Genomic DNA, 19,603 nt, shown 5'->3' on the forward strand with positions numbered 1-19,603 from the left:
GCGGCGCATCGATGTAGCCGGTCCGCTGGACGGCGTTCGGGTGCTCGAACTGGGCACCCTGATCGCCGGGCCCTTCGCGGGCCGGCTCCTCGGCGACATGGGCGCCGACGTCATTAAGGTGGAATTGCCCAAGGCGCCGGACCCGTTGCGCACCTGGGGTCAAGCCGAAATCGACGGGCAGCACGTCTTCTGGACGGTGCACGCGCGGAACAAGAAGGCGATCACGCTGGATCTGCGGCATCCCCGCGGCCGCGAACTGTTCTGCGATCTCGTCGAGAAATCCGACATCGTGGTGGAGAACTTCCGTCCGGGCACCCTGGAGAAGTGGAACCTGGGCTACGACGTATTGTCCGAACGCAATCCGGGCATCATCCTGGTCCGGGTGTCCGGCTACGGGCAGACCGGTCCCGACGCCACCAAGGCCGGCTACGCCTCGGTCGCCGAAGCGGCCAGCGGGTTGCGGCACCTCAACGGGTTTCCCGGCGGACCGCCGCCCCGGCTGGCCCTGTCGCTCGGTGACAGCCTGGCCGGCATGTTCGGCGCGCAGGGCGCGCTGGCCGCGCTGTACCGACGCAGCGTCACCGGGCGCGGCCAGGTGGTCGACGTCGCGTTGACCGAATCGTGTTTGGCCGTACAGGAATCCACCATTCCCGACTACGACGCCGGCGGGGTGGTGCGCGGACCCTCGGGCACCCGGCTGGAGGGCATCGCCCCGTCCAACATCTACCGCAGCGGCGACGGCTCTTGGGTGGTGATCGCCGCAAACCAGGACACGGTCTTCGCCCGGCTGTGCAAGGCGATGGGCCGCCCGGAGCTGGCCACCGATGACAGGTTCGCCACACACGTCGCCCGGGGTCGCAATCAAGACGAACTCGACAACATCATCGGGGCGTGGGCCGCGGAACGCCAGCCCGGCGAGATCATCGAAATCCTCTCCGCCGCAGGGGTGATCGCGGGCCCCATCAACACGGTCGCCGAAGTGGTCAACGACCCGCAGCTGCGGGCGCGCGGCATGCTGGTGGAGCACCACGACGAGCGCGTGCAGCGCAACGTGTTGGGACCGGGCATCGTGCCGGTGCTGTCGGAATCGCCGGGCCGAGTCCGCAATGCCGGTCCCGCGCGGCCGGGCCAGCACAACGACGACGTCTACATCGGGCTGCTGGGCAAGACCGCCCAGGAGCTCGAAGAGCTGCGCGCCGAGGAGGTGCTGTGACACACATCGAGATTCGAGAAGTGGCCCTGCGCGACGGTCTGCAGATCGAGGCGCCAATCCCGTTGTCTGGCAAGCTCGAACTGCTGGCCGCGGTGGCGGCAACCGGCGTTCGCGAGGTGGAGGTCACCGCGTTCGCCTCCCCCACCAAGGTGCCGTCGATGGCTGACGCCGCCGAGCTGGCCGCTCATCTGCATGACTACCCCGACATCGAATTCTCGGCGCTGGTGGCCAGCCCGAATGGCGCCAAGCGGGCCGTCGCCGCGGGATTGCGCTCCATCGAATACGTGGTGGCCGCCGACGACACCTTCAGCAAGGCCAACGTCGGGCGCACCAGCACCGAGGCCACCCACCAGATCGACCAGATCGTCGCGATCGCGCACGACAGCGGCGTCACCGTCGAGGTCGTCATCGCCACCGCCTGGGACTCACCCTTCGAAGGGCCCACCCCGCCGCAGCGGGTGCTCGAGATCGCCGCGGCCGCCCGCGACCGCGGCGCCGACCGCCTGTCGATCGCCGACACCATCGGCACCACCACCCCGGGTCGAGTGAGTTCGCTTGTCGCACAACTCCGTCCGGTGCTCGGTGACCTTCCGCTGGGCGGGCATTTCCACAACACCCGAGGCTCGGGTCTGGCCAGTGCCTACGCCGCGGTCAACTCCGGGGTGACGCGGCTGGACGCCTCGGTCGGCGGCCTGGGCGGGTGCCCCTTCGCCCCCGGCGCCACCGGCAACATCGCCACCGAGGACCTCGTATACCTGCTGCGCGACAGCGGTTTCGACGTGGACGTCGACCTGCAGGCCGCCATCGGCGCGGCCGAGGTGGCGAAGTCGCTGGTGGGACACGACCTGCCGAGCGCCCTGCTGCGTGCCGGTGACCGGATGCGGAACTGATGTCCGCCCCGGAGGCGAATCGCGAGCTGACCGCCAAAGGCCGCCAGACCAGGCAGGCCATCGAGCAGGCCGCCCGGAAGCTGTTCGCCGAACGGGGCTTTCACGGCACCACCCTGGCCGACATCACCTCGGCCGCGGGAAAGTCGCCGGCGGTCTTCTACCGATACTTCAACGACAAGGAAGACCTGCTGGCCGCCCTGGCCGAATCGTTCCTGCACGAGGTGGTGACGCCGTCCGGATTGAGCGTGCACCTGCCGGACTCGCCCGACGACGACGCGTTCTTCACCTCGGTGGTCACCGGCTATTGGAACATGTTCAAGCAGAACATCGGCATCATGATCGCGGTGGCCCAGCTGGCCGCCACCCAACAGCGGTTCGCGGCCGTGCAGAACGAGTTTCGCCGCTTCGGCGTGGACATCGTGGCCGCATCGGTGCGGCGCGCGCAGGAGCAGGGTTATGGCGCCGAGCTCAACCCGCAACACACGGCGGCGGCCATCGCGCTGCTGTTCGAGAACTTCACCACCGTCTTCGTCGGGCAGTCGGGTCTCGGCATGGAGATCAGCGACGAAGACGCCATCGCCACGCTATCGACGGTGTGGAAGAAGACTGTCTATGGTGCGTAACGCGAGAATCGCGAGGAGATGACCGTGGATTTCACTTTGCCAGAGCACCTTCCCGGCCTGCTTGCCGAGATGGATGAGTTCATCGAGGCCGAGATCAAGCCGCTGGAACGCGAGAATATGCAGTACTTCGATCAGCGTCGCGAGCACGCGCGCACCGACTGGGAGAACGACGGCATCCCGACGCGCGAGTGGGAGGATCTGCTCGCCGAGATGCGCAGGCGAGCCGACAAGGCCGGCTGGCTGCGCTACGGATTGCCGGCGTCACTCGGTGGCCGCGACGGCACCAACGTCGACATGGCCGTCATCCGGGAGCACCTGGCGCACAAGGGCCTTGGCCTGCACAACGACCTGCAGAACGAATCGTCGATCGTCGGGAACTTCCCGCAGGTGATCATGATGGAGCGGTTCGGCACCGAGGAGCAGCGCAAGCAGTGGTCGGAAGCGTTGATCACCGGGGAACGGTCCATGGCGTTCGGCCTGACCGAGCCGCAGCACGGATCGGATGCGACCTGGCTGGAGACGCACGCCGAACGCGACGGTGACAGCTGGGTGATCAACGGCTCCAAGCGGTTCAACACCGGAGTGCACCGTGCGACCCACGACCTGGTCTTCGCACGCACCTCCGGCGAACCGGGAGCCGCGCGGGGCATCACCGCGTTCCTGGTGCCGACCGATTCGCCCGGATTCAACGTCCCCTACTACTGGTGGACCTTCAACATGCCGACCGACCACGGCGAAGTCGAGCTGACCGACGTTCGCATTCCCGCCGACGCGGTGCTCGGCGAGGTGGATCAGGGCCTGGAGGTCGCGCAAACCTTCCTGCACGAGAACCGGATTCGGCAGGCGGCGAGCAGCCTGGGCGCGGCACAGTACTGCATCGACCGCGCCGCGGAATACGCCGCAGGCCGAAAGGTGTTCGGCAAGCCGCTGTCGGTCAATCAGGCCGTGCAGTGGCCGCTGGCCGAGTTGGCGACGGAAGCACAGATGGTGCGGCTGCTGGTGCAGTACGCCGCCTGGCATCTGGACCGCGACCACCACATGGAGGTCTCCGACAAAGTTTCGATGGCGAACTACCGCGCCAACCGGCTGGTCTGCGACGCCGCCGACCGGGCGATGCAGGTCTACGGCGGCCTCGGCTACAGCCGCCACGAGCAGTTCGAACACATTTACCGCCATCACCGTCGCTACCGGATCACCGAGGGAGCGGAGGAGATTCAGATCCGCCGGGTGGCGCAACGCCTGTTCAAATTCGGCAACAAGTGATGGACACCGACTCGGCGGAACTGGGCGCCAGACTGGCCACCGTGCTCACCGGGACCCTCGGCGCCGACACCGCCGTCGAGAACCTACGCGCGTTGACCGGTGGCGCCAGCCGAACCACCTGGGCATTCGAGGCCGTCACCGACGCGCAGCGTCGCGCACTGATCCTGCGCACCGGCCCACCCGACGATGTACACGCCGGCATGGAGCTGGAAGCCAGGACGCAGGCCGCCGCGGCTGCCGCCGGGGCGCCGGTCCCCCACGTGCTGATCGCCGACAATTCCCCTGCCGCACTGGGTAACCCGTACTTGATCTGTGACGAGATCAAGGGCGAGACCATCGTGCGGCGCATCCAGCGTCAGCTCGACGCCGCCGGCGGACACCCGGCCCGCGCGCGCCTGCTGCAGCAGTGCGCGCAGGCGGTGGCCGCCATTCACCGCGCCGACACAGGCATTCCGGACCTGACCCACGAAGACCAACTCGACGAATGGCGTCAACGCCTCGACGACATGGGCGACACCACCGCAACATTCGAATGGGGGTTCCGCTGGCTGGCCGCCCACCGTCCAAAACCATTGCCGACGGTGTTGGTACACGGGGACTTTCGGATGGGCAACCTCATCGTCGACGGATCCAACCTGGCCGCGGTGCTGGACTGGGAGCTGGTGCACGTCGGACAGGCGTACGAAGACCTGGCGTGGTTCTGCATCCGCGCCTGGCGATTCGGCGCACCGGCCGGCCTCGGCGCCGGCGGCCTGGGCAGCATCGAAAGCTTCCTGCGAGCCTACGAGCAGGCCAGCGCGACTACGGTCGACCGAGTGGCGTTTCACTGGTGGCTGGTGCTGTCCACCTTGCGCTGGGGTGTCATCTGCCGCTTCCAGGCCGAACGGCACCTGAGCGGGCATAACCGCTCGGTCGAGCTGGCCACCATCGGACGTCGCGTCTGCGAAACGGAGTGGGACCTGCTCAACCTACTCGCGCCCGCCGACGATGCGCGCCGCGCGGCGGCGCGAGGAGGAGGCGGGCAATCGGGGCCGGGCGGCCCCGTGAAAGGCGCATACGGCCGCCCGCTGGCCGCCGAACTCGTTGCCGCGGTCGCCGAATTCCTCGAAAACGACGTGCGCGGTGCGACCGAAGGGCAGGTCAACTTCCACGCCCGGGTCGCGGCGAACGCGCTGCGCATCGTCGAGCGTGAGCTCCTCGACGACAGCGAGGCGGAGTCCCGCGCGGCGCTGGCCGCCATGGGTTTCGCCGACGAGGAACAGCTGGCCGCCGCGATCCGGGCCGGCGACATGGACGGGCGAGCGGAGCAGGTCACCGCCTGCCTGCGCATCCTGGTGCGACGCCGGCTGGCCGTCGCCCACCCCGGATACGACAGCGAATAGCTCGGCGATCAGATAGGAGCCAGACATGCCCGCTTCCAGCACCGAGACGGTCCTCGATGCGGCCAATCGGCTGTTCACGGCGATCGAGCGAAGCGATGTCGCCGCGGTTGACGCGATGTGGAGCGACGACATCGCGGTGTGGCGGGTCGGCTCGCGGCGCGACGACGACAAGACCCGCGCGATGCGGGTCATCGACTGGTTCATCGGCGTGACCACGCAACGTCGCTACGAGATCCTGGACCGGCAGCTCTTCGATGACGGATCCGCCCGCGGCTTCGTTCAGCAGCACATCCTGCACGCCACCGGACATGCCGGGCAGTCGATCTCGCTGCGGGTCTGCATCGTGATCCGGGTGGGCGCGGACGGCCTGATCGAGCGGATCGATGAATACTTCGATCCCGCCGGGATCGCGCCGCTGATGAACTAGCGCTACATTCGCCACGACACATTGGGGGTGACGATGACGACGTTGGAGACACTGCTTCACGATCCCGACATGGCCGGCGTGTGGAAGTTGGCCCCGGATCGCTCGGCCATCACGTTCAAGATCAGGAACATGTGGGGCCTGGTGAACGTCAAAGGCCGCTTCACCGACTTCGCCGGCGAGGGCGAACTGAGCGGCCAGGGAGCGGTTTTCGGCCGCGTGGACATCCCGGCGGCTTCGCTCAACACCGGCATCGGCCGTCGCGACAAGCACCTGCGCTCGGCCGACTTCTTCGACGTCGAACGCTTCAAGGAGATCAGGGTCGTCGTCACCGCCGTGCACCCGACGAAGGGCAAGTCCGCCGACCTTCACACCACCTTCACGATCAAGGGCGTCACCGCGGAGATCCCCCTGCCCGTCACGATCTCCGAGCTCGACGACGGCTCGATCCGAATCACCGGCGAAACGAAGCTCGATCGGAACCGGTTCGGCCTGGGTTGGAACCGGGCCGGCATGATGAGCTCGACGGCGACTGTCGCGGCGGATGCCATCTTCGTGCGGGTATCGCAATGAACATTTCTGCGGGCACCCCGCTGAACCCGGTATGGCACCAGTAGCATCTGCACCGTGTCCGACTCCACCGTCGCCCTGCGGATCCTCGTCTACAGCAGCAATGTGCAAACCCGCGAACGGGTGATGCGGGCGCTGGGCAAGCAACTACACCCCGATCTGCCCGAGCTGAGCTATGTCGAGGTGGCTACCGGGCCCATGGTGATTGCGACGATGGACAAGGGCGGCATCGACTTGGCCATCCTGGACGGCGAGGCCACCCCGACCGGCGGCATGGGAATCGCGAAGCAGCTCAAAGACGAACTCGAGACCTGCCCACCCGTGGTGGTGCTGACCGGGCGGCCCGACGACGCGTGGCTGGCCTCCTGGTCGCGCGCCGAGGGCGCGGTGCCGCATCCCATCGACCCCATCCTGCTGGGCCGCACGGTATTGAACCTGCTGCGGGCCCCGGTTCGCTGATTTAGTCGACGCCGCGTCTTTGCCGCGGGCGTTCACTTCCGCCCGTTCAAGGCGGCAGTGCTGACATACCGGCCCCAATCGACCAGCCGACCGTCGCCGGTGCGACGTTGCTGACGACGGGCCATCCGCGCTGGCGACGCCGTTGATCTTGACCGCCGCAGCGATCGGCGCAGCGGCGCCTTTGCTGGTGTTGACCGAGCAGCCGGTGCGGCAGCTCGAGTGCGCCGGCGAGCGTTGGTTGCAACGGCTATCGAGTTTGCGCGGCACAGCGCGACGCTGCGCCGCCGATGCTGGAAACGCGTACCCCGGGCAAGCGCGCTGCGGCCCGCGCCGCTATGTTGTAAATCACTGTGACGGGCCTGCGGCCCGGTTCGTCACAGCAGCCCGGTTACCGCCTGGCCGCTGCAGGCGGCTCGTACGACGGATCATGGAGCGAGTTGAACGTCTACATACCCATCCTGGTGCTAGGCGCCATTGCCACTGCCTTTGCCGTGGGCTCGGTGGCGATCGCGAGCCTGGCCGGCCCGTCACGTTTCAACAAGTCGAAGATGTCGGCGTACGAGTGTGGAATCGAACCCACCGAGACGTCGGTGAGCGGCCCGCATGCGACGGCCGGGCAGCGCTTTCCGGTGAAGTACTACCTCACCGCGATGCTCTTCATCGTCTTCGACATCGAAATCGTGTTCCTGTATCCGTGGGCCGTCAGCTATGACGCGCTGGGCACCTTCGCTCTGGTCGAAATGGTGATTTTCATGCTGACGGTTTTCGTGGCCTACGCCTACGTGTGGCGCCGCGGCGGCCTGACGTGGGATTGAGGTAGGACGTGGGTCTTGAGGAACAGCTGCCCGGCGGGATTCTGCTGTCCACTGTCGAGAAGGTCGCGGGCTACGTCCGCAAGAACTCACTGTGGCCGGCGACATTCGGGTTGGCCTGCTGCGCCATCGAGATGATGGCAACGGCCGGGCCAAGATTCGACCTCGCCCGGTTCGGCATGGAGCGATTCTCGGCAACGCCCCGGCAGGCCGACCTGATGATCGTCGCCGGGCGGGTCAGCCAGAAGATGGCTCCGGTGCTACGCCAGATCTACGACCAGATGGCCGAGCCGAAATGGGTGCTGGCCATGGGCGTGTGCGCATCATCCGGCGGGATGTTCAACAACTACGCGGTGGTGCAGGGCGTCGATCACGTGGTTCCCGTGGACATCTACCTGCCCGGCTGCCCGCCGCGACCCGAAATGCTGCTGTACGCAATCCTGAAGCTGCACGAGAAGATTCAGGAGATGCCGCTGGGCGTCAACCGCGAAACCGCCATCGCCGAAGCCGAGCAGGCGGCGCTGTCGGCCCGGCCCACGATCGAGATGCGCGGACTGCTGCGATGAGCTCACCTGACCAAGACCCCAAAGAAGCACTCAGCCGCACCGACGAAGAAGTCATCGACGTGCGCCGCGGCATGTTCGGCGTCAAGGGCTCCGGTGACACGTCCGGATACGGGCGGCTGGTGCGCGAAGTCCTGCTCCCGGGCAGCAGCCCACGACCGTACGGCGGCTACTTCGACGAGGTGGTCGACACATTGGCCGCCGCGCTGAGCGAGGACAACGTCGAATTCACCGAGGCCATCGAAAAAGTGGTGGTGTACCGCGACGAACTGACCCTGCACGTCCGGCGCGAAGCGCTGGAGCAGGTCGCCCACCGGCTGCGCGACGACCCGCGACTGCGCTTCGAGATGTGCCTGGGCGTCAGCGGGGTGCACTACCCGCACGAGACGGGACGCGAACTTCACGCGGTATATCCGTTGCAGTCGATCACGCACAATCGCCGCGTCCGCCTGGAAGTGTCTGCGCCCGACGGTGATCCGCACATTCCCTCGCTGTTCGGGATTTATCCGACCACCGACTGGCACGAGCGGGAGACCTACGACTTCTTCGGCATCATCTTCGACGGGCACCCGTCGCTGACCCGCATCGAGATGCCGGACGACTGGCACGGGCATCCCCAGCGCAAGGACTACCCCCTCGGTGGGATTCCCGTCGAATACAAAGGCGCGCAGATACCCCCGCCCGACGAGCGGAGAGCGTACAACTGATGAGCACTACCACCGAAGCGACGCACGACGGCGCCGGCGAGACCTTCGTGGTCGCCGGCGGCCAGGACTGGGACAAGGTCGTCGAAGCCGCCCGCGCTGTCGATCCCGGCGAACGCATCATCGTCAACATGGGGCCCCAGCATCCCTCCACGCACGGGGTGTTGCGGCTGATCCTGGAGATCGAGGGCGAGACGGTCACCGACGCCCGGTGCGGCATCGGCTATTTGCACACCGGCATCGAAAAGAACCTCGAATACCGCTACTGGACCCAGGGTGTCACGTTCGTGACCCGAATGGATTATCTCGCACCGTTTTTCAACGAGACGGCCTACTGCCTGGGTGTGGAGAAGCTGCTCGGTATCACCGATCAGATTCCGGAGCGGGTCAACGTCATCCGCGTGATGATGATGGAGCTCAACCGGATCTCGTCGCATCTGGTGGCATTGGCCACCGGCGGCATGGAACTGGGCGCCATGACGCCGATGTTCGTCGGATTCCGGGGACGCGAGATCGTCCTGACCCTGTTCGAATCGATCACCGGCCTGCGAATGAACAGCGCCTACGTCCGCCCCGGGGGTGTGGCGCAGGACTTGCCGCCCAACGCGGAAGCCGAGATCGTCGAAGGTCTCAAGGAACTCAGGCAGGTGCTGCGCGACATGGGCGGTCTGCTCAACGAGAACGCCATCTGGAAGGCCCGCACCCAGGACGTCGGATATCTGGATCTGACCGGTTGCATGGCGTTGGGCATCACCGGCCCCATCCTGCGCGCCACCGGACTGCCCCACGATCTGCGCAAGAGCGAACCGTACTGCGGATACGAAAACTACGAATTCGACGTAATCACCGAAGACACGTGTGATGCTTACGGGCGCTACATGATTCGCGTCAACGAGATGTGGGAGTCGATCAAGATCGTCGAGCAGTGTCTGGACAAGCTGAAGCCCGGCCCGACCATGGTCGAGGACCGCAAGATCGCCTGGCCGGCCGACCTGAAGGTGGGGCCCGACGGCTTGGGCAACTCGCCGGAACACATCGCCAAGATCATGGGCGGCTCCATGGAGGCGTTGATTCACCATTTCAAACTGGTCACCGAGGGCATCAGGGTCCCGGCAGGCCAGGTCTACACGGCGGTCGAATCGCCGCGCGGGGAGCTGGGCGTGCACATGGTCAGCGACGGCGGCACGCGGCCCTACCGAGTGCACTACCGAGACCCCTCGTTCACCAATCTGCAGGCGGTCGCGGCGATGTGCGAAGGTGGAATGGTCGCCGACCTGATCACCGCGGTCGCCAGCATCGACCCGGTGATGGGCGGGGTGGACCGATGACCGGGCCGCAGGGGCAGCCGGTCTTCATCCGGCTCGGCCCACCGCCCGAGGAGCCCAACGCGTTCGTCGTCGAGGGCGCGCCCAAGACGTATCCGCCCGAGGTGCGGGCCCGGCTGGAGGTCGACGCCAAAGAGATCATGGGCCGCTACCCCGACAAGCGTTCGGCGCTGTTGCCGTTGCTGCACTTGGTGCAAGCCCAGGATTCCTATCTCACACCCGCGGGCCTGGATTTCTGCGGTGAGCAGCTGGGGCTCACCGGGGCAGAGGTGTCCGCGGTTGCGAGCTTTTACACCATGTATCGGCGCGGCCCCACCGGCGAATACCTGGTGGGTGTCTGCACAAACACGTTGTGCGCCATCATGGGTGGCGATGCCATCTTCGATGCCCTGAAGGAACATCTGGGCGTCGGCAACGACGAGACCACTGCCGACGGCTCGGTCACGCTGCAGCACATCGAGTGCAACGCCGCCTGCGACTACGCGCCCGTGGTGATGGTGAACTGGGAGTTCTACGACAACCAAACGCCGGAGTCGGCGCGCGAACTCGTCGACTCGCTGCGTTCCGGTGAGCCGAAGTCACCCACTCGTGGCGCCCCGCTGTGCGTCTTCCGCGAGACATCGCGCATCCTGGCCGGCCTGCCCGACGAACGCCCCGACCAGGGCCAGGGCGGCGCCGGCGCGGCCACCCTGGCCGGCCTGAAGGTCGCCCAGGAACTCGGCATGGAGGCGCCCAGCGCGCCGGAAGGCCAGTAATGACAACGACTTCTGACAATCAGGCGACGCCGCTGACTCCGGTCATCAGCCGGTTCTGGGACGATCCCGAATCCTGGACCCTCGAGACCTACCACCGCCACGGCGGCTACGAGGCGATGAAGAAGGCGCTGGCGATGGAGCCCGACGCGGTGATCGGGATGGTGAAGGACTCCGGGCTGCGCGGGCGCGGCGGCGCGGGATTCTCGACGGGGACGAAGTGGTCGTTCATCCCGCAGGGCGACACCGGCGCGGCCGCCAAACCCCATTACCTGGTGGTCAACGCCGACGAGTCCGAACCCGGTACGTGCAAAGACATTCCGCTGATGCTGGCGACGCCCCACGTCCTCGTCGAGGGCGTCATCATCGCCTCGTACGCGATCCGGGCCAGTCATGCGTTCATCTATGTGCGCGGGGAGGTGCTGCCGGTCCTGCGCCGCCTGCAGAACGCGGTGGCCGAGGCCTACGCCGCCGGCTACCTGGGCCGTGACATCAACGGCTCGGGCTTCGATTTGGAGCTGGTGGTGCACGCGGGTGCCGGCGCCTATATCTGCGGCGAGGAAACCGCGCTGCTGGATTCGCTGGAAGGCCGCCGCGGTCAGCCGCGGCTGCGCCCGCCGTTCCCGGCCGTGGCCGGACTCTACGGCTGCCCGACGGTGATCAACAATGTCGAGACCATTGCGAGCGTGCCGTCGATCATCGGCAACGGCGTGGACTGGTTCCGCTCGATGGGCAGCGAGAAATCCCCGGGCTTCACGCTGTATTCGCTGTCCGGCCATGTCGCCCGGCCCGGTCAGTACGAGGCCCCGCTGGGAATCACGTTGCGGGAGTTACTCGCCTACGCCGGCGGCGTGCGGGCCGGGCATCGGCTCAAGTTCTGGACACCCGGCGGGTCGTCCACCCCGCTGCTGACCGACGAGCACCTCGATGTGCCGCTGGACTACGAGGGTGTCGGCGGCGTCGGCTCGATGCTGGGCACGAAGGCGCTGGAGATCTTCGACGAGACCACCTGCGTGGTGCGTGCCGTGCGGCGCTGGACCTACTTCTATAAGCACGAATCGTGCGGCAAATGCACGCCGTGCCGCGAGGGCACCTTCTGGCTGGACCAGATCTACGAGCGGCTGGAAACCGGCAAGGGTACCGACGAAGACATCCAAAAGCTGTTGGACATCTCCGATACCATCCTGGGGAAGTCGTTCTGCGCCTTGGGCGATGGGGCCGCCAGCCCGGTGATGTCGTCGATCAAGTTCTTCCGCGACGAATACGTCGCGCACGTCGAGGGCGGCGGGTGCCCCTTCGATCCACGAGACTCCATGCTGACGGCGGAGCGCGACGGCGCGAAAGGTTAGGACTCGATGACTAGCGCGGCCAAAACCGAAACCGGCGACGAGGTGCGTCCGCCGGAAATGGTGACGCTGACCATCGACGGCAACGAGATCAGCGTTCCCAAGGGAACTCTGGTGATCCGGGCCGCCGAACTGATGGGCATTCAGATCCCTCGGTTCTGCGACCACCCGCTGCTGGAACCGGTCGGCGCGTGCCGGCAGTGCCTGGTCGAGGTCGAAGGTCAGCGCAAGCCGATGGCGTCGTGCACCACCGTCGCCACCGACGACATGGTGGTACGCACCCAGCTCACCTCCGAGGCCGCGGACAAGGCGCAGCACGGTGTGATGGAGTTGCTGCTCATCAACCACCCGCTGGACTGCCCGATGTGCGACAAGGGCGGCGAGTGCCCCCTGCAGAACCAGGCAATGTCCAACGGCCGCGCCGATTCTCGCTTCACCGACGTCAAGCGCACGTTCGCCAAGCCGATCAACATCTCGTCGCAGGTCCTGCTGGACCGGGAGCGCTGCATCCTGTGCGCGCGCTGCACCCGGTTCTCTGAGCAGATCGCCGGCGACATCTTCATCGACATGCAGGAACGAGGCGCCCTGCAGCAGGTCGGCATCTACGCGAACGAACCCTTCGACTCCTACTTCTCGGGCAACACCGTGCAAATCTGCCCGGTGGGCGCGCTGACCGGATCGTCGTACCGGTTCCGGGCCCGTCCGTTCGACTTGGTCTCCAGCCCAAGCGTCTGCGAGCACTGCGCTTCCGGATGCGCGCAGCGCACCGACCACCGCCGCGGAAAGGTGCTGCGCCGGTTGGCCGGCGACGACCCCGAAGTCAACGAGGAGTGGAACTGCGACAAGGGCCGGTGGGCGTTCACCTACGCGGCCCAGGCCGACGTGCTCACCACTCCGCTGATCCGCGACGCCGACGGCTCGCTGCAACCGGCGTCGTGGTCGCACGCGATCGCCGTCGCGACGAAGGGCCTCGAAGCGGCGCGTGGCCGCACGGGCGTCCTGGTCGGCGGCCGGGCGACCTTGGAGGACGCCTACGCCTACTCCAAGTTCACGCGAATCGTGTTGGACAGCAACGACATCGACTTTCGCGCGCGTCCGAGCTCGGCCGAGGAGGCCGACTTCCTGGCCGCCCGGATCGCCGGCCAACCGATTTCCGTCAGCTACGCCGATCTGGAGCGGGCGCCGGTCGTCGTGCTGGCCGGATTCGAGCCCGAAGACGAGTCGCCCATCGTCTTCCTGCGGTTGCGCAAGGCGGCCCGCAAGCACGGGCTGCCGGTCTACGCCATCGCGCCTTTCGCCACCCGCGCGCTGACCAAGATGTCCGGGCGGCTGATCAAAACCGTTCCCGGCGCCGAAGCTTCGGCACTGGACGGGTTGGCCAGCGGCGAGGTGGGCGAGTTGCTCTCCACCGCGGGGGCGGTCATCATGGTCGGCGAACGGCTGGCCACGGCGCCGGGCGCACTGTCGGCCGCGGCCCGGCTCGCCGACACCACCGGCGCCCGCCTGGCCTGGGTGCCGCGTCGCGCAGGCGAGCGGGGCGCCCTGGAAGCCGGTGCGCTGCCGGGGCTGCTGCCCGGTGGCCGGCCGGTCGACGACGACACCGCCCGGGCGCAAATCGCCCAGGCATGGCACGTCTCCGAATTGCCCTCCGGCAGTGGACGTGACGCCGACGCAATCGTCGCCGCCGCCGCCGACGGCACGCTGGGGGCCCTGCTCGTAGGCGGTGTCGAGCCCAACGACTTCGCCGACCCCCAAGCGGTGCTGGCGGCGCTGGACGGCGTCGGCTTCGTGGTCAGCTTGGAGTTGCGGCACAGCGCGGTCACCGAACGCGCGGACGTCGTGTTCCCGGTCGCGTCGACGACGCAGAAGGCCGGCGCATTCGTCAACTGGGAGGGCCGCTTCCGGCCGTTCGAGGCCGCGCTGCGCACCACTCAGGACGCCAGCCAATCCGACCACCAGGTGCTCGACACGCTTGCCGACGAAATGGGCGTGTACCTGGGCATGTCCACCGCCGCCAGCGCCCGCGAAGAACTGGCCGCGCTGCGGGGGTGGGACGGCAAGCGCGCCGCGAGCCCGGACGTCGCGGCCGCCGAGGCGGCCCAACCCGCGGCGGGCGAGGCGGTGTTGGCGGGGTGGCGAATGCTGTTGGACAACGGCCGTTTACAAGACGGCGAGCCGCATCTGGCGGGAACCGCGCGCGCATCCGTCGCCCGGCTGTCCGCCGATACGGCGGCCGAGATCGGCGCTGCCGAGGGCGACGCCGTCACCGTCAGCACCTCGCACGGATCCATCAGCCTGCCGCTGGTGATCACCGACATGCCCGACCGGGTGGTGTGGCTTCCGGTGAACTCACCCGGTTCGGCGGTGCACCGCCAACTCGGCGTATCGGTCGGTAGCACAGTCAAGATCGGAGTCGGCTCATGACAGCGTTCACCGCGTTCGGGCACGACACCTGGTGGTTGGTGCTCGGTAAGGCGCTGGCGATCTTCGCGTTCCTCATGTTGAACGTGCTGGTGGCGATTCTGCTCGAACGCAAGATCCTCGGCTGGATGCAGCTGCGACCCGGGCCCAACCGGGTCGGACCGTGGGGTGCGTTGCAGAGCCTGGCCGACGGAATCAAGTTGGCGCTCAAGGAAACCATCACCCCGGGCGGCGTCGACAAGTTCGTCTACTTCGCGGCGCCGGTCATCTCCACGATCCCGGCCTTCACCGCGTTCGCGTTCATCCCGTTCGGTCCGGTCGTGTCGGTGTTCGGGCACCGCACACCGCTGCAGCTGACCGACCTGCCGGTGGCGGTGCTGTTCATCCTGGGGCTGTCGGCGATCGGCGTGTACGGAATCGTGCTGGGCGGCTGGGCTTCCGGGTCCACCTACCCGCTGCTGGGCGGGGTGCGCTCCACGGCCCAGGTGATTTCCTACGAAGTGGCGATGGGGCTTTCCTTCGCGGCGGTCTTCCTCTACGCCGGCTCGATGTCGACGTCGCAGATCGTCGCAGCCCAGGACCGGGTCTGGTACGTGTTCCTGCTGCTGCCCTCGTTCGTGATCTACCTGATCTCGATGGTCGGCGAAACCAACCGTGCGCCTTTCGATTTGCCCGAGGCCGAGGGTGAGCTGGTCGCGGGATTCCACACCGAGTACTCGTCGCTGAAGTTCGCGATGTTCATGCTGGCCGAGTACGTCAACATGATGACGGTGTCGTCGCTGGCCACTGTGTTGTTCTTCGGTGGGTGGCACGCGCCGTGGCCGCTGAACATGTGGGCGGGCGCCAACACCGGCTGGTGGCCGGTGCTGTGGTTCACCGCGAAGATGTGGACCTTCCTGTTCATCTACTTCTGGCTGCGGGCCTCGCTGCCCCGGCTGCGCTACGACCAGTTCATGGGGCTGGGCTGGAAGCTGCTGATCCCGGCCTCGCTGGTCTGGGTGCTGATCGCCGCCGTCATTCGCACGCTGCGCAACCAGGGCTTCCAGCACTGGACCCCGGTCCTGGTGGCGAGCAGCGTCGTGTTCGCCACCGCGCTGGTGCTGTTGCTGCGAAAGCCGTTCAGCGCACCGGGCATTCGCGCGCTGGAGAAACAGATGCGCCGCGAGGCGAAGAAGCTGCCGGCCGCGGAACGCCCCACCCCGGTATTCCCGACACCGCCGCTGCCGATGAAGTCCCTGGCGGCGGCGAGCAAGGAGGAAGCACGTGGCTAAATTCTTGGACGCCGTTGCCGGATTCGGCGTGACGTTCGGATCGATGTTCAAAAAGAACGTCACCGAGGAGTATCCGGAGAAGCCGGGCCCCGTCATGCCGCGCTACCACGGCCGTCACCAGCTCAACCGCTACCCGGACGGTCTGGAGAAATGCATTGGGTGCGAATTGTGCGCCTGGGCATGCCCGGCCGACGCCATCTATGTCGAGGGAGCGGACAACACCGAGGAACTCCGGTATTCGCCCGGGGAACGTTACGGCCGGGTCTACCAGATCAACTATCTGCGGTGCATCGGCTGCGGACTGTGCGTCGAGGCGTGCCCCACCCGGGCGCTGACCATGACCAATGACTACGAGATGGCCGACGACAACCGTGCGGACCTCATCTACGAGAAGGACCGGCTCCTGGCGCCACTGCTGCAAGACATGCTCGCGCCGCCGCACCCCAGGACCGCCGGCGCCACCGACAAGGATTACTACCAGGGCAATGTGACCGCGCACGGGTTGCGGGAAACCCAGCAGGCCGGAGAATCCCGGTGACCGGATTGGCCGACCACGCCGTCGTCGTGGCGTCGAATTTCGCGCCGGACACCATCGTCCGCACGTCCACCGGCGAGGCGGTCGCCTTCTGGGTGCTCGGCGTCCTGGCGGTGCTCGGCGCGATCGGGGTGGTCACCGCCGTCAACGCCGTGTACTCGGCGATGTTCCTGGCGATGACCATGATCATCCTGGCGGTCTTCTACATGATTCAGGACGCGCTGTTCTTGGGCGTGGTTCAAGTGGTGGTCTACACCGGCGCCGTGATGATGCTGTTCTTGTTCGTGCTGATGCTCATCGGGGTGGACTCGGCGGAATCGCTCAAGGAGACGCTGCGCGGTCAGCGGATCGCCGCGGTGGCGGCGGGCATGGGGTTCGGCATTCTGCTGATCGCCGCCATCGGCAACCTGAGCACCGGCGGATTCGCCGGACTCACCACCGCCAACGCCAACGGCAACGTGGAAGGGCTGGCGGCACTGATCTTTTCGCGCTACCTGTGGGCGTTCGAGCTGACCAGCGCGCTGCTGATCACCGCGGCCGTCGGTGCGATGGTGCTGGCACACCGCGAGCGCTTCGAGCGCCGCAAGACACAGCGCGAGCTCTCCCAGGAGCGATTCCAGGCGGGCGGGCACCCCACCCCGATGCCCAACCCGGGTGTATACGCACGCCACAACGCCGTCGACGTGGCCGCATTGCTGCCGGACGGCTCGTACTCGAAGCTTTCGGTGTCGCCGCTGCTGCGGAGTCGCGGCGCCGACGGCAAGCGGACCCCGTCCACCGAGCCGAGCCCGACTCTCTCCCAAGGCGGTACGTCATGAATCCGGCTAATTACCTGTACCTTTCGGCACTGCTGTTCACCATCGGGGCCTCCGGTGTGTTGTTGCGCCGCAACGCCATCGTCATGTTCATGTGCGTCGAGCTGATGCTCAACGCGGTCAACCTCGCCTTCGTGACGTTCGCGCGGATGCACGGGCATCTGGACGGGCAGATGATCGCGTTCTTCACGATGGTGGTCGCCGCCTGCGAGGTGGTCATCGGCCTGGCGATCATCATGACCATCTTCCGTACCCGCAAATCGGCATCCGTCGACGACGCGAACCTACTCAAAGGCTGACGACGCCAACATGACTCAATACACCTGGTTGCTGGTGGCGCTGCCATTGGCCGGCGCCGCGATCCTGCTGTTCGGCGGGCGACGCACCGACCGGTGGGGGCATTGGCTGGGCTGCGCCACCGCCCTCGCGGCGTTCGGGGTGGGCCTGAGCCTGCTCAGCGAACTGCTCGGCCGCGCCGCCGACGACCGCGTCATCCACCAGAAGGTGTTCAGCTGGATCCCCGTCGGCCAGCTCCAAGTGGACCTCGGGCTGCAGATCGACCAGCTGTCGGTGTGTTTCGTGCTGCTGATCTCGGGGGTCGGATCACTGATCCACATCTATTCGGTCGCCTATATGGCTGAAGACGTAGACCGTCGAAGGTTTTTCGGTTACCTCAACCTGTTCCTGGCATCGATGCTGCTGCTGGTCGTCGCCGACAACTACGTGGTGCTCTACGTCGGCTGGGAGGGCGTGGGCCTGGCCTCCTACCTGCTGATCGGATTCTGGTACCACAAGCCGACGGCGGCCACCGCGGCCAAGAAGGCGTTCGTGATGAACCGGGTCGGCGACGCCGGGCTGGCCCTCGGAATGTTCTTGATGTTCAGCACTTTCGGCACGCTGTCCTATGCCGGCGTGTTCGCCGCCGCACCGGCCGCCAATCACGGCGCGCTGACCGCCATGGGGCTGCTGTTGCTGCTGGGCGCCTGCGCCAAATCCGCCCAAGTCCCGCTGCAGGCGTGGCTGGGTGACGCCATGGAGGGTCCCACCCCGGTGTCGGCGCTGATCCACGCCGCCACCATGGTGACCGCCGGTGTGTATCTGATCGTGCGGTCCAACCCGCTGTACAACCTGTCCCCGGACGCGCGGCTGGCCGTGGTCATCGTGGGCGCGGTCACGCTGCTGCTCGGAGCTTTCATCGGCTGCGCCAAGGACGACATCAAGCGGGCGCTGGCCGCGTCGACGATGAGCCAGATCGGCTACATGGTGCTGGCGGCCGGCCTGGGCCCGGCCGGCTACGCCTTCGCGATCATGCACCTGCTCACCCACGGTTTCTTCAAGGCCGGTTTGTTCCTCGGCTCCGGCGCGGTGATTCACGCGATGCACGAGGAACAGGACATGCGCCGCTACGGCGGTTTGCGTGCGGCGCTGCCCATTACGTTCGTCACGTTCGGGCTGGGCTATCTCGCGATCATCGGCGTGCCGCCCTTCGCTGGCTACTTCTCCAAAGACGCCATCATCGAGGCGGCGCTGGCCGCCGGTGGCACCCAGGGTTATCTGCTGGGTGGCGCCGCGCTATTGGGCGCCGGCGTCACCGCGTTCTACATGACCCGGGTGATGCTGATGACCTTCTTCGGCAAAAAGCGCTGGGGCCCAGGCGCCCATCCACATGAGGCGCCGGCCCTGATGACGTGGCCGATGATCCTGCTCGCCGTCGGCTCGGTGTTCTCCGGTGGCCTGCTGGCGGTGGGCGGCACCCTGCAGAGCTGGCTGGAACCGGTCGTCGGAAAGCACGAGGAAGTGACCCACGCGTTCCCGGCCTGGGTCAGCTCCGCGCTGGCGCTGGGTGTCGTGATCATCGGCATCGCGGTGGCCTATCGGCTGTACGCGAAGATTCCGATCCCGCGGGTGGCCCCGCTGTCGGTGTCGGCGTTGACGACGGCGGTACGCAGCGACTTCTACGGCGACGCCTTCAACGAGGAGGTCTTCATGCGCCCCGGCGCGCAACTGACTCGCGCGCTCGTCGACGTCGACAACGCGGGTGTCGACGGCTCGGTCAACGCGCTGGCCGCGCTGGTCAGCTCGACGTCAAATCGGCTGCGGGGGTTGCAAACCGGCTTCGCCCGCAACTACGCATTGTCGATGCTGACGGGCGCGGTGCTGGTGGTCGCGCTCATCCTGGCGGTGCGGCTGTGGTGATTCGTGCCGGCGACGATCCGGTGGCAGGCGATGAAAGGG

At 66.9% G+C, this 19,603-nt stretch carries 20 protein-coding genes; all 20 read left to right on the forward strand.

The annotated features are described in order from the left end of the window. Positions 1-7 precede the first annotated feature (7 nt). The 20 genes from AC5Y7E_RS09840 (at position 8) to nuoL (ending at position 19,564) form a co-directional block, all read left to right on the forward strand. Positions 8-1,213: a CaiB/BaiF CoA transferase family protein gene (locus tag AC5Y7E_RS09840; protein ID WP_499948840.1), complete on the forward strand. Its 1,206-nt coding sequence runs from the start codon at positions 8-10 to the stop codon at positions 1,211-1,213. A 5-nt stretch (positions 1,214-1,218) separates the two neighbouring features. Next, positions 1,219-2,103, forward strand: a complete 885-nt coding sequence (locus AC5Y7E_RS09845) for a hydroxymethylglutaryl-CoA lyase (RefSeq protein WP_499948842.1) — start codon at positions 1,219-1,221, stop codon at positions 2,101-2,103. Then, positions 2,103-2,726, forward strand: a complete 624-nt coding sequence (locus tag AC5Y7E_RS09850; protein WP_499948729.1) for a TetR/AcrR family transcriptional regulator — start codon at positions 2,103-2,105, stop codon at positions 2,724-2,726. The genes AC5Y7E_RS09845 and AC5Y7E_RS09850 overlap by 1 nt, the downstream gene beginning before the upstream one ends. A gap of 24 nt (positions 2,727-2,750) precedes the next feature. Continuing rightward, entirely contained in the window at positions 2,751-3,989 is a 1,239-nt protein-coding gene (locus AC5Y7E_RS09855) for an acyl-CoA dehydrogenase family protein (protein WP_499948730.1), read from the forward strand. Then, entirely contained in the window at positions 3,989-5,371 is a 1,383-nt protein-coding gene (locus AC5Y7E_RS09860; protein WP_499948843.1) for a phosphotransferase family protein, read from the forward strand. The genes AC5Y7E_RS09855 and AC5Y7E_RS09860 overlap by 1 nt, the downstream gene beginning before the upstream one ends. A 25-nt stretch (positions 5,372-5,396) precedes the next feature. Next, a complete protein-coding gene (locus tag AC5Y7E_RS09865; protein WP_499948733.1) occupies positions 5,397-5,798 on the forward strand; it encodes a nuclear transport factor 2 family protein in 402 nt (133 codons plus the stop codon). A 33-nt stretch (positions 5,799-5,831) separates the two neighbouring features. Beyond that, positions 5,832-6,368, forward strand: a complete 537-nt coding sequence (locus tag AC5Y7E_RS09870; RefSeq protein ID WP_499948735.1) for a YceI family protein — start codon at positions 5,832-5,834, stop codon at positions 6,366-6,368. Positions 6,369-6,422: 54 nt separating this feature from the next. After that, complete coding sequence (locus AC5Y7E_RS09875; RefSeq protein WP_499919862.1) at positions 6,423-6,824, forward strand: Rv3143 family two-component system response regulator; 402 nt, start codon at positions 6,423-6,425, stop codon at positions 6,822-6,824. 437 nt (positions 6,825-7,261) lie between these two features. Then, a complete protein-coding gene (locus tag AC5Y7E_RS09880) occupies positions 7,262-7,639 on the forward strand; it encodes an NADH-quinone oxidoreductase subunit A (RefSeq protein ID WP_007772880.1) in 378 nt (125 codons plus the stop codon). An 8-nt stretch (positions 7,640-7,647) separates the two neighbouring features. Then, a complete protein-coding gene (locus tag AC5Y7E_RS09885; RefSeq protein ID WP_067126301.1) occupies positions 7,648-8,202 on the forward strand; it encodes a NuoB/complex I 20 kDa subunit family protein in 555 nt (184 codons plus the stop codon). Beyond that, the gene (locus AC5Y7E_RS09890; RefSeq protein ID WP_499948736.1) at positions 8,199-8,906 is read left to right on the forward strand and encodes an NADH-quinone oxidoreductase subunit C; all 708 of its coding nucleotides are present in this window, start codon (positions 8,199-8,201) and stop codon (positions 8,904-8,906) included. Before AC5Y7E_RS09885 ends, AC5Y7E_RS09890 begins: the two co-directional genes overlap by 4 nt. Beyond that, positions 8,906-10,231 (forward strand): NADH dehydrogenase (quinone) subunit D, encoded by a 1,326-nt coding sequence (nuoD, locus tag AC5Y7E_RS09895; RefSeq protein ID WP_499919860.1) that lies wholly within the window; start codon positions 8,906-8,908, stop codon positions 10,229-10,231. Before AC5Y7E_RS09890 ends, nuoD begins: the two co-directional genes overlap by 1 nt. After that, complete coding sequence (gene nuoE, locus AC5Y7E_RS09900; RefSeq protein WP_499948738.1) at positions 10,228-10,983, forward strand: NADH-quinone oxidoreductase subunit NuoE; 756 nt, start codon at positions 10,228-10,230, stop codon at positions 10,981-10,983. The genes nuoD and nuoE overlap by 4 nt, the downstream gene beginning before the upstream one ends. Next, entirely contained in the window at positions 10,983-12,329 is a 1,347-nt protein-coding gene (nuoF, locus tag AC5Y7E_RS09905; RefSeq protein ID WP_499948740.1) for an NADH-quinone oxidoreductase subunit NuoF, read from the forward strand. The genes nuoE and nuoF overlap by 1 nt, the downstream gene beginning before the upstream one ends. A 6-nt stretch (positions 12,330-12,335) precedes the next feature. Next, positions 12,336-14,750, forward strand: a complete 2,415-nt coding sequence (locus AC5Y7E_RS09910; protein ID WP_499948741.1) for an NADH-quinone oxidoreductase subunit G — start codon at positions 12,336-12,338, stop codon at positions 14,748-14,750. Then, entirely contained in the window at positions 14,747-16,018 is a 1,272-nt protein-coding gene (nuoH, locus tag AC5Y7E_RS09915; protein WP_499948743.1) for an NADH-quinone oxidoreductase subunit NuoH, read from the forward strand. Before AC5Y7E_RS09910 ends, nuoH begins: the two co-directional genes overlap by 4 nt. Then, entirely contained in the window at positions 16,011-16,556 is a 546-nt protein-coding gene (gene nuoI, locus AC5Y7E_RS09920; protein ID WP_499948745.1) for an NADH-quinone oxidoreductase subunit NuoI, read from the forward strand. Before nuoH ends, nuoI begins: the two co-directional genes overlap by 8 nt. A gap of 26 nt (positions 16,557-16,582) precedes the next feature. Then, entirely contained in the window at positions 16,583-17,371 is a 789-nt protein-coding gene (locus tag AC5Y7E_RS09925; protein WP_499920195.1) for an NADH-quinone oxidoreductase subunit J, read from the forward strand. Continuing rightward, on the forward strand, positions 17,368-17,667 hold the full coding sequence (gene nuoK, locus AC5Y7E_RS09930; RefSeq protein WP_007772892.1) for an NADH-quinone oxidoreductase subunit NuoK: 300 nt from the start codon (positions 17,368-17,370) through the stop codon (positions 17,665-17,667). The genes AC5Y7E_RS09925 and nuoK overlap by 4 nt, the downstream gene beginning before the upstream one ends. Before the next feature lie 10 nt (positions 17,668-17,677). Then, on the forward strand, positions 17,678-19,564 hold the full coding sequence (gene nuoL / locus AC5Y7E_RS09935; protein ID WP_499948747.1) for an NADH-quinone oxidoreductase subunit L: 1,887 nt from the start codon (positions 17,678-17,680) through the stop codon (positions 19,562-19,564). The last annotated feature ends 39 nt before the right edge of the window (positions 19,565-19,603 follow it).

It is taken from the genome of Mycobacterium sp. NGS17 (assembly GCF_059813205.1).

What these genes read in the sequence shown, in the direction of transcription:
- AC5Y7E_RS09865 (WP_499948733.1), top strand. Translation starts at nt 5,397, where the DNA reads ATGCCCGCTTCCAGCACCGAGACGGTCCTCGATGCGGCCAATCGGCTG.
- nuoL (WP_499948747.1), top strand. Translation starts at nt 17,678, where the DNA reads ATGACTCAATACACCTGGTTGCTGGTGGCGCTGCCATTGGCCGGCGCC.
- nuoH (WP_499948743.1), top strand. Translation starts at nt 14,747, where the DNA reads ATGACAGCGTTCACCGCGTTCGGGCACGACACCTGGTGGTTGGTGCTC.
- AC5Y7E_RS09860 (WP_499948843.1), top strand. Translation starts at nt 3,989, where the DNA reads ATGGACACCGACTCGGCGGAACTGGGCGCCAGACTGGCCACCGTGCTC.
- nuoD (WP_499919860.1), top strand. Translation starts at nt 8,906, where the DNA reads ATGAGCACTACCACCGAAGCGACGCACGACGGCGCCGGCGAGACCTTC.
- nuoK (WP_007772892.1), top strand. Translation starts at nt 17,368, where the DNA reads ATGAATCCGGCTAATTACCTGTACCTTTCGGCACTGCTGTTCACCATC.
- AC5Y7E_RS09910 (WP_499948741.1), top strand. Translation starts at nt 12,336, where the DNA reads ATGACTAGCGCGGCCAAAACCGAAACCGGCGACGAGGTGCGTCCGCCG.
- AC5Y7E_RS09870 (WP_499948735.1), top strand. Translation starts at nt 5,832, where the DNA reads ATGACGACGTTGGAGACACTGCTTCACGATCCCGACATGGCCGGCGTG.
- AC5Y7E_RS09850 (WP_499948729.1), top strand. Translation starts at nt 2,103, where the DNA reads ATGTCCGCCCCGGAGGCGAATCGCGAGCTGACCGCCAAAGGCCGCCAG.
- nuoE (WP_499948738.1), top strand. Translation starts at nt 10,228, where the DNA reads ATGACCGGGCCGCAGGGGCAGCCGGTCTTCATCCGGCTCGGCCCACCG.
- nuoF (WP_499948740.1), top strand. Translation starts at nt 10,983, where the DNA reads ATGACAACGACTTCTGACAATCAGGCGACGCCGCTGACTCCGGTCATC.
- AC5Y7E_RS09890 (WP_499948736.1), top strand. Translation starts at nt 8,199, where the DNA reads ATGAGCTCACCTGACCAAGACCCCAAAGAAGCACTCAGCCGCACCGAC.